The organism is Jiangella alba (assembly GCF_900106035.1).
GTDB classification, from domain to species: domain Bacteria; phylum Actinomycetota; class Actinomycetes; order Jiangellales; family Jiangellaceae; genus Jiangella; species Jiangella alba.
The window spans coordinates 178134-191100 of record NZ_FNUC01000001.1; the positions used below are offsets into that span (position 1 = coordinate 178134).

At 73.9% G+C, this 12967-nt stretch carries 15 protein-coding genes and 1 pseudogene; 9 read left to right on the forward strand and 7 right to left on the reverse strand.

Going from position 1 to position 12967, the window contains the following annotated elements:
- The first annotated feature begins 92 nt into the window (after positions 1-92).
- The 3 genes from BLV02_RS00940 to BLV02_RS00950 are packed head-to-tail and all read left to right on the forward strand — an operon-like array spanning position 93 to position 2667.
- Positions 93-977: a MetQ/NlpA family ABC transporter substrate-binding protein gene (locus tag BLV02_RS00940; RefSeq protein ID WP_069111208.1), complete on the forward strand. Its 885-nt coding sequence runs from the start codon at positions 93-95 to the stop codon at positions 975-977.
- The gene (locus BLV02_RS00945) at positions 977-2008 is read left to right on the forward strand and encodes a methionine ABC transporter ATP-binding protein (RefSeq protein ID WP_069111209.1); all 1032 of its coding nucleotides are present in this window, start codon (positions 977-979) and stop codon (positions 2006-2008) included. Before BLV02_RS00940 ends, BLV02_RS00945 begins: the two co-directional genes overlap by 1 nt.
- Positions 2005-2667 (forward strand): methionine ABC transporter permease, encoded by a 663-nt coding sequence (locus BLV02_RS00950; RefSeq protein ID WP_069111210.1) that lies wholly within the window; start codon positions 2005-2007, stop codon positions 2665-2667. Before BLV02_RS00945 ends, BLV02_RS00950 begins: the two co-directional genes overlap by 4 nt.
- Position 2668: 1 nt before the next feature.
- Here BLV02_RS00950 and BLV02_RS00955 read toward each other — a convergent pair whose 3' ends face one another.
- Positions 2669-3538 carry a siderophore-interacting protein gene (locus BLV02_RS00955; RefSeq protein WP_069111211.1) on the reverse strand — a complete coding sequence of 290 codons (870 nt, stop codon included), beginning with the start codon at positions 3536-3538 and terminating at the stop codon, positions 2669-2671.
- Positions 3535-4488 (reverse strand): ABC transporter substrate-binding protein, encoded by a 954-nt coding sequence (locus tag BLV02_RS00960; protein ID WP_069111212.1) that lies wholly within the window; start codon positions 4486-4488, stop codon positions 3535-3537. The genes BLV02_RS00955 and BLV02_RS00960 overlap by 4 nt, the downstream gene beginning before the upstream one ends.
- A 57-nt stretch (positions 4489-4545) precedes the next feature.
- Between BLV02_RS00960 and BLV02_RS37930 the strand changes: the two are divergent.
- A pseudogene (locus BLV02_RS37930) lies at positions 4546-4901 on the forward strand (cadmium resistance transporter); the annotation flags it as partial.
- A gap of 8 nt (positions 4902-4909) precedes the next feature.
- On the opposite strand, the gene BLV02_RS00970 reads toward BLV02_RS37930, so the two are convergent.
- Positions 4910-5554: a TetR/AcrR family transcriptional regulator gene (locus BLV02_RS00970; RefSeq protein ID WP_069111213.1), complete on the reverse strand. Its 645-nt coding sequence runs from the start codon at positions 5552-5554 to the stop codon at positions 4910-4912.
- Between the two features lie 102 nt (positions 5555-5656).
- On the opposite strand from BLV02_RS00970, the gene BLV02_RS00975 reads away from it, so the two are divergent.
- Together BLV02_RS00975 and BLV02_RS00980 are read left to right on the forward strand one after the other, a co-directional pair.
- The gene (locus BLV02_RS00975) at positions 5657-5956 is read left to right on the forward strand and encodes a DUF1905 domain-containing protein (protein ID WP_171906728.1); all 300 of its coding nucleotides are present in this window, start codon (positions 5657-5659) and stop codon (positions 5954-5956) included.
- A 17-nt stretch (positions 5957-5973) separates the two neighbouring features.
- A complete protein-coding gene (locus BLV02_RS00980; protein ID WP_069111214.1) occupies positions 5974-6765 on the forward strand; it encodes an alpha/beta fold hydrolase in 792 nt (263 codons plus the stop codon).
- Here the strand turns inward: BLV02_RS00980 and BLV02_RS00985 are convergent.
- A complete protein-coding gene (locus BLV02_RS00985; RefSeq protein WP_069111215.1) occupies positions 6743-7090 on the reverse strand; it encodes a hypothetical protein in 348 nt (115 codons plus the stop codon). The two genes, BLV02_RS00980 and BLV02_RS00985, sit on opposite strands and share 23 nt — an antisense overlap.
- Before the next feature lie 85 nt (positions 7091-7175).
- Here BLV02_RS00985 and BLV02_RS00990 point away from each other — a divergent pair, with 85 nt between their 5' ends.
- Positions 7176-7883 (forward strand): TetR/AcrR family transcriptional regulator C-terminal domain-containing protein, encoded by a 708-nt coding sequence (locus BLV02_RS00990; protein WP_069111216.1) that lies wholly within the window; start codon positions 7176-7178, stop codon positions 7881-7883.
- Here BLV02_RS00990 and BLV02_RS00995 read toward each other — a convergent pair.
- Together BLV02_RS00995 and BLV02_RS01000 are read right to left on the reverse strand one after the other, a co-directional pair.
- Positions 7841-10669, reverse strand: a complete 2829-nt coding sequence (locus BLV02_RS00995; RefSeq protein ID WP_069111217.1) for an FAD-binding and (Fe-S)-binding domain-containing protein — start codon at positions 10667-10669, stop codon at positions 7841-7843. The two genes, BLV02_RS00990 and BLV02_RS00995, sit on opposite strands and share 43 nt — an antisense overlap.
- A 48-nt stretch (positions 10670-10717) precedes the next feature.
- On the reverse strand, positions 10718-10933 hold the full coding sequence (locus BLV02_RS01000) for a DUF2188 domain-containing protein (RefSeq protein ID WP_069111536.1): 216 nt from the start codon (positions 10931-10933) through the stop codon (positions 10718-10720).
- A gap of 243 nt (positions 10934-11176) precedes the next feature.
- Here BLV02_RS01000 and BLV02_RS01005 point away from each other — a divergent pair, with 243 nt between their 5' ends.
- Both BLV02_RS01005 and BLV02_RS01010 read left to right on the forward strand, forming a co-directional pair.
- On the forward strand, positions 11177-11404 hold the full coding sequence (locus tag BLV02_RS01005; protein ID WP_069111218.1) for a hypothetical protein: 228 nt from the start codon (positions 11177-11179) through the stop codon (positions 11402-11404).
- Between the two features lie 67 nt (positions 11405-11471).
- Positions 11472-12350: an aminoglycoside phosphotransferase family protein gene (locus BLV02_RS01010; RefSeq protein WP_069111219.1), complete on the forward strand. Its 879-nt coding sequence runs from the start codon at positions 11472-11474 to the stop codon at positions 12348-12350.
- Here BLV02_RS01010 and BLV02_RS01015 read toward each other — a convergent pair.
- Positions 12322-12909, reverse strand: coding sequence for a TetR/AcrR family transcriptional regulator (locus tag BLV02_RS01015; protein WP_069111220.1), 588 nt, complete (start codon positions 12907-12909; stop codon positions 12322-12324). The genes BLV02_RS01010 and BLV02_RS01015 overlap by 29 nt on opposite strands.
- Positions 12910-12967: the final 58 nt, after the last annotated feature.

A 12967-nucleotide genomic window follows, 5' to 3' on the forward strand; every position in this document is an offset into this window, starting at 1 on the left:
CCCAGCCGCGCCCATCCGGCGGCCTCCACGCGCCACCCCGCGCCCATCCCGCGCCCGACCCGGGCCACCCGCACCAAGGAGACACGCACGCCATGAACCGCCGCATCGCCCTGCCCGTCGCGTTCGCCGCAGCCGCCGCCGTCCTGGCCGCCTGCGGCGGGGGCGACTCCGAGACCGCGTCCGGTGAGTCCGGCGACCCGATCCGCATCGGCGTGGTCGGCGCCAGCGAGGACTACTGGACCGCCTTCACCGAGCTGACCGAGGAGGAGGGCATCGACGTCGAGCTGGTGAACTTCACCGACTACACGCAGCCCAACCCGGCGCTGTCGCAGGGCCAGCTCGACCTCAACCAGTTCCAGCACCTGCAGTACCTGGCCGCCTACAACGTGGCGAACGACGACGACCTGGCGCCGATCGGTGCGACGGCGATCTACCCGCTCGGCCTGTACTCCCAGAAGCACCAGTCGCTGGAGGACATCCCCGAGGGCGGCGAGGTCGCGATCCCGAACGACGAGACCAACCAGGCCCGCGCGCTGCTCGTCCTGCAGGACGCCGGCCTGATCACGCTCGAGGGCGGCGGCAGCTCGACGTCGCTGCCGTCGGACGTCGTCGAGGCGGAGTCGCGGGTCAGCGTCACGCCGGTCGCGGCCGAGCAGACGGCGACGGCGCTGAACAGCGTCGACGCGTCCGTGATCAACAACGACTTCGTCGCCGACGCGGGGCTGGAGCCCACGGACGCGCTGTACCAGGACCAGGCCGACAGCCCGGGCGCCCGCCCGTACATCAACGTGTGGGTCGCGCGGTCCGACGAGGTCGACAACGAGACCTTCCAGCGGCTGGTGGAGCTGTACCACTCGCCGGAGGTGGAGGCGGCGTCGTCGGAGGCGTCCGGCGGGACGGCGGTGTTCACCGACAACCCGTCCGACGAGCTGTCGGAGATCCTCGGCGGCATCCAGACGGACCTCGCCGCGCACTGATGGCACCGCTGATCAGCTTCCAGGACGTCAGCAAGGTCTTCGGCGCCGGAGACCGGGCCGTCCGCGCCGTCGACGGCGTGACGCTGGACATCGAGGCCGGCGAGATCTTCGGCGTCATCGGCTACTCCGGCGCCGGCAAGAGCACGCTGGTCCGGCTGGTCAACGCGCTGGAGACGGTGACGTCCGGCCGCCTGCTCGTCGACGGGCAGGACGTCACCGCGCTCCGCGAGGCCGAGCTGCGGCGGGTGCGGGCCGGCATCGGGATGGTGTTCCAGCAGTTCAATCTGCTGAACTCGCGCACCGTCGCCGGCAACGTCGGGTACCCGCTGAAAGTGGCCGGCTGGCCGCGCGACAAGCGGGCGGCCCGCGTCGCCGAACTGCTCGACTACGTCGGCATCGCCGACAAGGCGAAGTCGTACCCGCGGCAGCTGTCCGGCGGCCAGAAGCAGCGCGTGGGCATCGCCCGGGCGCTGGCGACGTCGCCGCGGATCCTGCTCGCCGACGAGGCCACCAGCGCGCTCGACCCCGACACCACGCAGGACGTGCTCGCCCTGCTGCGCCGGGTGAACCGCGAGCTGGGCGTCACCGTCGTCGTCATCACGCACGAGATGGACGTGATCCGCTCGCTCGCCCACCGGGTCGCCGTCATGGAGGCCGGGAAGGTGATCGAGCACGGCCCGGTCTACGACGTGTTCGCCGCGCCGCGCGAGCGGGCCACCCGCCGGTTCGTCGCGACGACGCTGAAGGACCGCCCGACGCCGGAGGCGGTGGAGCGGCTGCGGCACCGGCACCCGGGCCGCATCGTCAGCGTCGGCATCCGTGAGTCCGGCGTCGACGTCACCGCGGCGCTGCGGGCGCACGGCGTCGACGGCACCATCGTGTTCGGCGGCATCACCGAGATCGACGAGCGGCCGTTCGGCTCGCTGACGCTGGAGCTGACCGGCGCCGACGCGGCGATCGAGGCGCTGCTCGCCGACCTGCGCTCCCGGACCGACGTGGACGACCTGGGCACGGCGGGGGTGCGGGCGTGAACCGCGACTGGTCGGAGCTGTCGCCGATCCTGTGGGAGTCGGTGCGCGAGACGCTGTACATCGTCGGCGTGACGGTGGGCGTCGGCGGCGCGCTGGGGCTGGTGCTGGGCGTGCTGCTGTACGCGACGCGGCGCGGCAACCTGCTGCAGAACGTCGTCGTCTTCACGGTGCTGAACGTCGCCGTCAATGTGGTGCGGCCGATCCCGTTCATCATCTTCATCACCGCGGTCGGCCCCGTGACGCTGGCCGTCGTCGGCACCACCATCGGCAACGACGCCGTCATCTTCGCGATGGCGATCATGGCGACGTTCGTGACCGCGCGCATCGTCGAGCAGAACCTCGTGGCCACCGACCCGGGCGTCATCGAGGCGGCCCGCGCGATGGGCGCGTCGCGGCTGCGGATCCTGGTGACGGTGCTGGTGCCGGAGGCGCTCGCGCCGCTGATCCTCGGCTACACCTTCCTCCTCATCGGCATCGTCGACATGTCGGCCCTGGCCGGCTACGTGGGCGGCGGCGGGCTGGGCAACTTCGCCATCGTGTACGGCTACCAGCGGTTCAACTGGGAGGTCACGCTGGTGACCGTGCTGGTGATCATCGGGATGGTGCAGCTGGCGCAGTTGCTGGGGAACTGGCTGGCGCGCAAGGCGCTGCACCGCTGAGTCAGCCGGCGGCGGCCTCCTCGGCATGGTCGGCCAGCTCGTCCGCCGTCGGCGCGTCGTCGTGGGTGAGCTGCACCCGCCAGTACCCGGCGAAGGCGACCGCCCGCCGGTCCAGGCCGCGCTCGTTCACCAGGTGCCGCCGGACGGTCCGCACGACGGAGGCCTCGCCGGCGACCCAGGCGAACGGTTCCCCACCGGGGAAGGCCAGCGACCGGACCGCGTCGGCCAGCAGGGACGAGCGGCCCGCGGGCGAGCCGCCGCGGTGGCTCCACAGCACCGTCACGTCCGCCGCCGACTCCAGCGGCTGCTCCTCCTCCGGCCCGGCCACCTCCGCGACCACGACGGCGCGCTCGTGCGGCCCGAGCGTCTCCAGCCACGCCCCGATCGCCGGCAACGCGGTCTCGTCGCCGGCGAACAGCTTCCAGTCGTGCCGGCCGGGCGTGCGCAGGTGGCTCACCGACGGCCCGTACAGCCCGACGACGTCGCCCGGCCGAGCGGCCGCCGCCCACCGCGCCGCCGGGCCGGAGTGCGCGCCGTCGCCGTGCAGGACGAAGTCGACGTCCACCTCGCGGGCCGCGGGCCGGTGCCGCCGGATCGAGTACGTCCGCATCCACGGCCGCCGCTCGTCGGGCATCGCGAGGTAGCGCTGGTACCAGCCGGCGACGTCGTCGAGCCCGGCCGGCGGGTCGGGCACCTCCGGCACCCCGCCGTCGCGGGCGAAGAACAGCTTGACCTGCTGGTCCGGCGCGACCGGCGTGAACCCGGCCAGGCCGTCGCCGGCCAGGGTGACGCGGCGCATCCGCGGCGTCACCCGCTCGCACCCGACGACGCGCAGCTCGCTGTAGGTGAGCCGCGGCCGCGCGGCCGTCACGACGCCGCCGCTTCGAGGTACGGCCGCAGCTGCTCCAGCGAGTACGGGATGGACAGCGGCGACGGCGTGTTCAGGCCGACGATCGTCGGGTAGTCGAGGACCGCGACGGTGCCGGGGAGCTGGTCGAAGCCGGGGATGTCGGCGAGGTCGCTCTCGTCGCCGCCGTTGACGAGGAACGCCAGCAGGTCGGCACGCAGCAGGTCCGAGCGCTCCGGGCTGACCATGATCCGGGTGTCACCGGTCGCCCCGCCCTCGTCGCGGACCGGCGCGTACATCGTCATGCCGAGCTGCTGGAAGAACACGCTGGACCCGTCCTGCTCGTCGGCCACGACGTAGATCGAGTCGCCGACGACGTACTGGGCCAGCGAGAACGTCTTGCCGGCCAGCCCGGGCAGCGCGCCGGCAACCTCGGCCACCGCACCGTCCACGCCGGCGACGACCTCCTCGGCCCGGTCCGGCTCGCCGAGGATCTCCCCCGCCGTCCGCACGAGGTCCTGCCACGGCGTCACCTGCAGCGCGTCCTCGCCGGCGATGGTCGGAGCGATGCCGGACAGTTGGTCGTACACGCCCTGGTCGGCGATCGAGTAGCTGCCGAGGATGAGGTCGGGCTGCAGCTCGGCGATGCGCTCGATCGGCGGGCCGTCGTCCAGCGGCAACGGCTCGGCGTCGGCGGGCAGCTGCTGCCACGGCACGCCGGACTCCGGCATGAACGCGTCGACGGAGTACCCGACCGGCTCGGCGCCCAGCGCCAGCATGACGTCGGTCCACTGCAGGTCGATGGTGACGATGCGCTCGGGCACGCCGGTGATCTGCGTGCTGCCGAACCGGTGCTCGACGGTGACCGTGCCGGTGCCGGTCGACGCGGCCGGTTCGGCGTCGTCGTCGCCTCCGCAGGCGGCCAGGACGACGGCCACACCGACCGCAACGGGGACCCATCGGGACAAATTCATGAGGCGACCCTAACTTAGGATCGCCTCACCAAACCATCGTGGCGGCCCCGATTCCCGCTGCTCGCGCTCTTCTTCGCCCGCGCGGCCGGCCACCGCGGCGCGGGCACGCGCGTCGTCGCCGGGCAGTACCTCGGGTTCGGCGCCATCCTGGCCGCCTCGGTCGCGAGCGCCGCCGGCGCGTCGCTGCTGCCGGAGCGGGCGCTGCCGATCGCCCTCGGCCTGCGCGCCGCGCCCCGACGATCGCCGCCGTCACGTTCGCCAACGGCGGCGACAACGTCGGCGTCTACGTGCCGGTGTTCGGCGCCTCCGGCGCGGCCGCGACCGCCGTCTACGTCGTCGTGTTCCTGCTGCTGGTCGCGGTCTGGTGCGCGCTCGGACACTGGTTGACGACGCGACCACCGGTGGCCCGGGCGGGGTGCGCCTAGCCGCGCGGCGGGCCGAACGCCGTCAGGAAGATCCGCACCGCCGCGGCGACGTGCCGGCGCAGTTCGTCGTCGCCCGGGACGGCGGCGTCGCCGAGCATCATGGCCCGGTTCAGCGGCGCGGCCATGACCAGCCAGTTGAACCACTCGGCGGCCTCGGCCGGTTCGGCGCCGGTGAGCAGCCCGCGCTCGTGCAGCACCTCGAACATCGCCGTCAGCTCGCCGATGGCCCGCTGCGGGCCGCGCTCGTAGAGCACCTTCGCCAGCTCCGGGAACCGGCCCACCTCGCCGATGACCAGGCGGCGCAGCTGCAGCAGCTCGGGCTCGGTGACGATGCGCAGCTGCCGCTCGGCGAACCCGCGCAGGTACGCCTCGAGCTCGGCGTCGTCGCCCAGCTCGGGGCGCTCGTGGTGGACGCGGTCGCCGGCGTCGCCGGTCATCGAGCCGACGATCTCGACGAACAGCGCCTCCTTGCTGCCGAAGTGCGTGTAGACGGTCTGCTTCGACACCCCGGACCGGGACGCGATGAGGTCCATGTTCGTGCCGAGGTAGCCGTTGCTGAGGAACACCTCGCGGGCGGCACGGACGATGGCCTGGTGCTTCTCGTCGGACCTCGCCCACGGCCGGGCGCCGGTCTGCGCCATGCCCTCTCCCTTCGCCGATCCCGGTGTTGACGTCATCATACTGGACAGTCTAGTCTGACCACACTGGACGGTCCAGTTTGAACGAAACCGGAGGTGAGAGCGGTGTCCGCTACCGCTACCGAGGCCGGCCCGATCGACGTCAGGTTCGCCGCCACGCTCACGCAGGGCGGCGTCAACGCGCCGGGCAGCTGGACGGTCGTCGTCATGGCCGGCTCCGCGGAGGTGTTCGGCACCCGGCAGCCGGTGAAGGTGGCCGGCACCATGGACGGCCACCCGTTCGAGGCCACGCTGCTGCCGCTGGGCGACGGGACGCACATCGTCCCGGTCAAGGCGGCCGTGCGGAAGGCCATCGGCAAGGGCGCCGGCGACGACGTCACCATCCACCTCCAGCACCGCCGCTGACCTCGAAGGAGCACGTCATGACCGAGTACGTCACCACCGCCCTGGGCGACCGCGTCGCCTACGACCGCTACGGCGACGGCGGCCCCGGGCTGATCTTCGTCGCCGGCGCCGGCCCGTTCCGCGCCATCGACCCGGTCACCACCGCGACCGCGGAGCTCGCGGCCGAGCAGGGCCTGGCCACGATCGTCTACGACCGCCTCGGCCGCGGCGACAGCGAGGCCACCGGCCGCATCGGCCTCGACCGCGAGTTCGCCGCGCTGCGCGCGCTGATGGACCTCCTCGGCGGCGAGGCGGCGCTGTGCGGACACTCGTCCGGCTGCTCCATCTCGCTCGCCGCGGCCGCGAACGGGCTGCCGGTGACGGCGCTGGCGCTGTGGGAGGCACCCATCGCGCCGGTCGGCACCGTCGCCGAGTGGATCGGCGAGGTCGAGCGGCGCATGGACGCCGGCGACTTCGACGGCGCGCTCACCCACTACATGAAGGACATGCCGCCGGAGTGGCTCGAGCAGGCCAAGCAGGACCCGATGTACGAGATGCTCGCCGCCCAGGTGGTCAGCTACCGCGCCGACGGCGAGTCGCTGGTGTGGGCCGACTCCGGGCCGCAGGCCGAGCTGTTCGCGAACGTCCGGGTGCCGACCGAGTTCCTGCTCGGCGAGAAGACGTTCGACGAGATGCACGCGGCCGCCGCGGCGGTGCTGGCCACCATCCCGGGCAGCGTCAAGAAGGAGCTGCCCGGCGCCGATCACACCTGGGACGTCGCGCCGATGGCGGCCGAGCTGGCCCGCTTCATTCGCGGTGCAGGTTCCTGACCAGCTTGGCGAAGACGAGGTTGAGCAGCACGATCCCGAACCACATGGCGAAGACGGCGTCGGCCTCGGCCTGCGCGCCGGCCGCCAGCCAGATCGAGCCGCCGACGCCGAAGAGCAGCGAGAAGACCGGCACCGCGACGTAGGAGTTGTCGGGCTGCTGCTCACTCCGGGCCGGCCGCGCCAGCCGGGCGTCGACCCGCTGGTCGATGGCGTCGGCGGCGCGGGCGACGAAGGAGTCCAGCACCGCCCGCTCGTACTCCGGGCCCAGCTCCTTGCGGGTCTCGTACGCGACGGACAGGTCGTCGCGGAAGTCGGCGGTCACCATGGCTCGCCCTCCATGCTCCTGGCAGGTGTACGGTGTACACCCACGGTAGGTGGACGCCGTACACCTGTCAAGGGAGGATGGTGCGATGACCACCCAGGAGCGGCCCCGGGCGCCGTTGAGCAAGGAGCGCGTCCTCGCCGCCGCCGTCGCCCTGGCCGACGCCGGCGGCGTCGAGGCGCTCAGCATGCGCAAGCTCGCGCACACGCTGGGCGTCGTGCCCATGGCCCTGTACAAGCACGTGCGGAACAAGGACGAGCTGCTGGACGGCGTGGTCGACGCTGTCGTCGGCGAGATCGACCCGCCGGACGGCGGGGCCGGCTGGAAGGACATCGTCCGGCGCCGGGTGCTGTCGGCGCGCCAGGTGCTGCTGCGCCACCCGTGGGCGTCCCGGGTGATCGAGGAGCGCACCAGGGCGCGCCCCGATCCGACGCCCGCCGTCATGACCTACATGGACTCGATGATCGGGATCTTCCGGGCCGGTGGCTTCTCCATCGACCTGACCCACCACGCCATGCACGTCATGGGCAGCCGGCTGCTGGGCTTCTCGCAGGAGCTGTTCGAGGACTCCGGCCCCGCGCAGCCGGCCGAACCGCCCCCGCCCGAGTTCGCCGAGCGGTTCCCGCACATCGCCGAGCTGGTCATGGGGATCAGCCACGACGCCGGCACCGTGGTCGGCCCGGGCTGCGACGACCAGTTCGAGTTCGAGTTCGCCCTCGACCTCGTGCTGGACGGCCTCGACCGGCTGCGGCGTCAGGCCGGGCGGGTCGCCTCCTCCAGCAGTTCCAGCACGTGACGGTACGGCTTGCCGGTGGCGCGGGTCATGCCCAGCTCGCAGGTGCGGTTGCAGGACGCGTACCCGCCGGCCTCCCCCAGCGCGGCGACGGTGGCCGCCTCGGCCTCGGTCGCGCCGCGGGTCAGCTCGGGATGCAGCAGCCCGCGGTCGCCGGCGAAGCCGCAACAGCCCCAGTTCGACGGCACGACGGCCTCGCGGGCCACGGCCGCGCCCAGTGCGGTGAGGTCGTCGACGTCGCCGAGGTGGACGCTGGCGCAGGTCGGGTGCAGGACGACGCGGTCCAGCCGGCGGTCGTCGGCGACCGGCGCGAGCCGCGGCAGCACCGACGACCGGACGAACGCCACGGCGTCGACGACCGTCACCCGCTCCCACTTCGCCGCGTCCGGCTCCGGCAGCGCTGACGCCAGCCCGGCCAGCCCGTGCGAGCAGGACGACGCGTCGGCGACGACCGGCAGCCGGCCGTCGTCGGTGAGCGGCCAGAGCGCGGCGAACACCTGCTGCGCCATGACCGCGGCGCCCGCCTTCAGCCCCTTCGACGCCCACGGGGTGCCGCAGCACAGCGACGGCGTCCGCTCGGCGATCGCCACCGGCACGCCGGCCCGCGCCGTGAGCGCCAGGAACGCCGCGGTGACGCCGTCGCCGTCACCCTCGGGGGCGAACAACGCGCCGATGCAGGCCGGGAAGAACACCGCCTCGGCCGCGTGCGGCACCGGCCACCCCGACGACGGCCGCGGCCGGCCGGGGCCGGGCAGCGAGCCGTCCGCCGCCGGAATCCACTCCGTGCCGAGCACGGCCCTGGCCAGCGACGACGCACCCGACACGACGGGACCGGGCAGTGCCGACGCGACCCGCAGGCCGGCCCGGGCCGCGGTGACGCCGGCGCCCCAGTGCCGCGCCGCGGTCTTGCCGGCGCGCTGCGCGAGCGGGCCCAGCGACTCCGCGCGGCGGGCCTTCATCGCCTGGCCGGTGTCGATCTGCACCGGGCAGGCCATGACGCAGAGCGAGTCGGCGGCGCACGTCTGCACGGCGTCGTAGCGGTAGGTCTGCTCCAGTTCGGCCCGCACCTCGGGGGTGGCGACGGCGATCTCGCGCAGCAGCGCGATGCGCTGCCGGGGCGTCGTCGTGACCCCGCGCGACGGGCAGACCGGCTCGCAGTAGCCGCAGTCGACGCAGGCGTCGAGCGCGGGGTCGACCGGCGGGACGGTCTTGAGGTGGCGCAGGTGCGCCCGCGGGTCCTCGTCCAGCACGACACCGGGCGCCAGCACGCCGCGCGGGTCGCACAGCGCCTTCACCTCGCGCATGACGGCGTACAGCTCGTCGCCGTACTGGCGGCGCACGTACGGCGCCATGATGCGGCCGGTGCCGTGCTCGGCCTTGAGCGAGCCGTCGGCGCCGAGCACGAGGTCGACGAGGTCCTCGGTGAACGCGGCGTAGGCGTCCAGCTCGCGCGGGTCGTCGAGGCGCGGGGTGATCATGAAGTGCAGGTTGGCGTCGCGGGCGTGCCCGAAGATGACGGCGTCGCCGTACTCGTACCGGTCGAACAGCCCCTGCAGGTCGCGCACGGCCGGCCCGAGCGCGGGCGCCGGGACGACGATGTCCTCCAGCAGCGCCGTCGTCCCCTGCGGCCGCGCGCCGGCGACCGTCGCGTAGAGGCCCTTGCGGACGTGCCAGGCGGCGGCGCGCTGCCCCGGGTCGGTGGACAGCCCGCCGGGCGTGGTCAGCGGCAGCCGCTGGATGACGGCGCCGACGTCACCGGCCAGCGCGACCAGCTCGGCCGCCGTCTCGGCCGCCACCTCGACCAGCAGCGCCGTGTGCTGCTCGATCGGCAGCGACCGGATCGCCTCCGGCGCCCGCGGGTCGATCGCGGCGACCCGCAGCGACGTGGAGTCCATCAGCTCGACGGCGCCCGCGCCGGCCCCGACCAGCGCGGGCAGCGCGGCGATGGCGGCGTCCAGGCGGTCGAACACCAGCAGCGCGGTCGCGACGTGCGGCAGCACCGGCAGCGTGTCGAACGTCGCCGACGCGACGAACGCCAGGGTCCCCTCCGACCCGACCACCAGGTGCGCCAGGAGGTCGGCCGGACCGTCGTGGTCGAGGAACGCGTTGAGGCCGTAGCCCATGGTGTTCTTCATCGAGAACTGGTGCTCGATGCGCCCGCGCAGCACGGCGTCGGCGCGCAGCCGGTCGCGCAGCCGGGCCAGACCGGCGTGCAGTCCCGGCTCGAGCGCGGCCAGCCGTTCGTCGGCGTCGGGCGCGGCGGTGTCGAGGTACGTACCGCTCGGCAGCACCAGCTCCAGCCCGGCCAGCGTGCGGTACGCCGTCGCCGTCGTCGAGCTGGTCATGCCGGACGAGTTGTTCGCGACGACCCCGCCGACGGTGCAGGCGGCCTCGCTGGCGGGGTCCGGCCCGAGCCGGCGGCCGTACGGCGCCAGTGCCGCGTTCACCCGGCGCACGACCGCGCCCGGCTCGGCCCGCACCCGCGCGCCGTCGCCCAGCACCGTCACGGCGCCGAAGTGCCGGCGGGTGTCGACGAGGACGGCGTCGGTGCCGGCCTGCCCGGACAGGCTGGTGCCGCCGGAGCGGAACGTCAGCGGGACGCCGTCGCGGTGGGCGGTCGCGAGCAGCGTGGCGACCTCGGGCACGGACGACGGCGTCACCACCGCCGCCGGCGTCAGCAGATAGTGCGAGGCGTCGTGCGCCATGCGGGCACGGTCCGCGACGCGGTCACTGACCTGGGCCGATCCGATCGCGGCTCGCAACGCGTCGACATCGATGACGGGGGTCACGAGGCGAACCTACCGGTGTGGCCTGACCACACACGCGGCGGGCCCGACTCAGCCGCGGACGAGGTCGCGCGGCCGCGCCGGGGCATCGACGCGGTCGTCGCTCTCGTGGATGACGTGGCGGACGCCACGGAGGCGGGCCAGCTCGCGGCCCATGCGGGCCGCCGTCTCCTTCGTGCCCGCGCTGACGATGAGGCGGTCACCGTCCTCGAAGACGTTGGCCCACCGGTCTCCCCGTGGCACCGTGTGGATGTCCCCTGCAGCCATGCCGACCCCCTGCTTTTCCGCGCTCGCCACCATCGTCGTCCCGGAGCGAGGCCGCGCGCTGGCCTTTCGTCGACCTTTGCCGGTCCGTTCGGCAAACATGGTCATCACCTGTGGCAGGTGTCGAGGGGGTCCTTCGTGGGTATCGGCATGTACGTCCAGGAGATCACCACCGTCTGGATTGGTCGGTAGCATGGCATCCCTGAGCTCGAGACGACCGTCCGGCAGCGGCGGAGTGGGGGGCGCATGAGCACGCCGGCGCGGCCGAAGCCGTCCGACCCCGAGTGGGACGGCGACGACCGCGACCTCGACGCCGTCGGGCTGGCGGCGCACTTCGCCGAGTACGCACGGCGCACCAGCCGTCCGGCCGGCGACGACGCCGGGCGCGACGGCGACCAGCGGCGGGCCATCGGGGCCTGGCTGGACGAGCTGATCGCCGAGCTCGAGCGCGACGCCGGCGACGCGCGGTCCTGACCCCGGGCTCTGACACCGGAAAAAACTGGTTGGCCGGCGGCGGCCGCGACCCCTACCGTGGCCGGCGATGACGCCGCCACCCGAGATCGACGCCGCGCTCGTCGCCGGGCTGATCGCCGACCAGTTCCCGCGGTGGGCCGCCCTCCCGGTGCGGCCGGTCGAGCTGCAGGGCGTCGACAACCGCACGTTCCGCCTCGGCGACGAGTTGTCCGTCCGGCTGCCCAGCGCGGCGCACTACCGCGAGCAGGTCGCCAAGGAGCAGCACTGGCTGCCGCTGCTGGCGCCGCAGCTGCCGATCCCGATCCCGGCGCCGGTGGCCGTGGGCCGGCCGGGCCGCGGCTACCCCTGGACGTGGTCGGTGAACCGCTGGCTGCCGGGTGAGACCGCGCTGCGATCCGGCGTCGGCGGCGACGTCGCGTTCGCGCGCGACACGGCCGGGTTCCTGCGCGCGCTGTGGGCGGCCCAGGCCGAGGGCGGGCCGCCGCCGGGCCCGCACAACTTCCGGCGCGGTGCGTCCGTGGCGGTGTACGCCGACGAGACCGAGCGGGCGCTGGCTGCGTCGGCGGGCCGCATCGACGACGCCGCCGCCCGAAAGGTGTGGGACGCGGCGCTGGCGGCCACGTGGACCGGCCGGCCGGTCTGGTTCCACGGCGACTACGCGCCCGGCAACCTGCTGGTCCGCGACGGCCGGCTGAGCGCCGTCATCGACTTCGGCATCTGCGGGGTCGGCGACCCCGCCTGCGACCTCGTCCTCGCCTGGACGCTCCTCGACGGCGAGGCCCGATCGGCGTTCCGCTCCGCGCTGGGTTCCGCGGCCGACGACGCCATGTGGGCGCGGGCCCGCGGCTGGGCGCTGTGGAAGGCGCTGGTCACGTACGACAGCGATGTCGCGCGGGTGCGGGCGGAGTCGCGCCGCGTCATCGAGGGCGTGCTGGCGGCGGCCTGAGCAGCGCCCGCACCGACGCCGTCACGACGCCCGGCACGGCGGCGGCGTCGAGCCGGCCGGCCCGCTCCTCCTCGGCCGCGCCCTTGAGCAGGTAGTGGGCGGCGCTCACCAGCCAGCCGATCGGGAGGTCGGTGCGGAAGGCGCCGTCGTCCTGGCCGCGGCGGACCAGCTCCTCCAGCCGGGCCGCCGGCGCGCCGTGCAACTGCCGCACCCGTCCCGGCGGCAGCACCTCCTGCGCGGCCGCGAGCAGCGACGACGACTCCGCGACCAGTGACCAGCTGGATGCCAGCAGCCGGTCCAGCGCGTCGCCCGGGTCGCCGCTGAGGTCGACGGCGGAGAGCGTGCGCTCGCCGTCGGCCAGGGCGTCGGCCAGGGCCGCCTCGACCAGCTCGGCCCGGTTCGGGAAATGGCCGTAGAGCGTCATGCGCCCCACCCCGGCGGCCGCGGCGATCTCGTCGATCGTCGCGGCGGGATCGCGTCCGAGCAGCTCACGGGCGGCCGCGACGATGCGGGCGATGCTGCGCTCAGCGTCGGCACGACGGCGGGTCCGGGTCGTCATGAAGAAATCTTAGCTCGTACGGGAATATACGAGTTAACCGGATCGGTTCCCTAGTTCG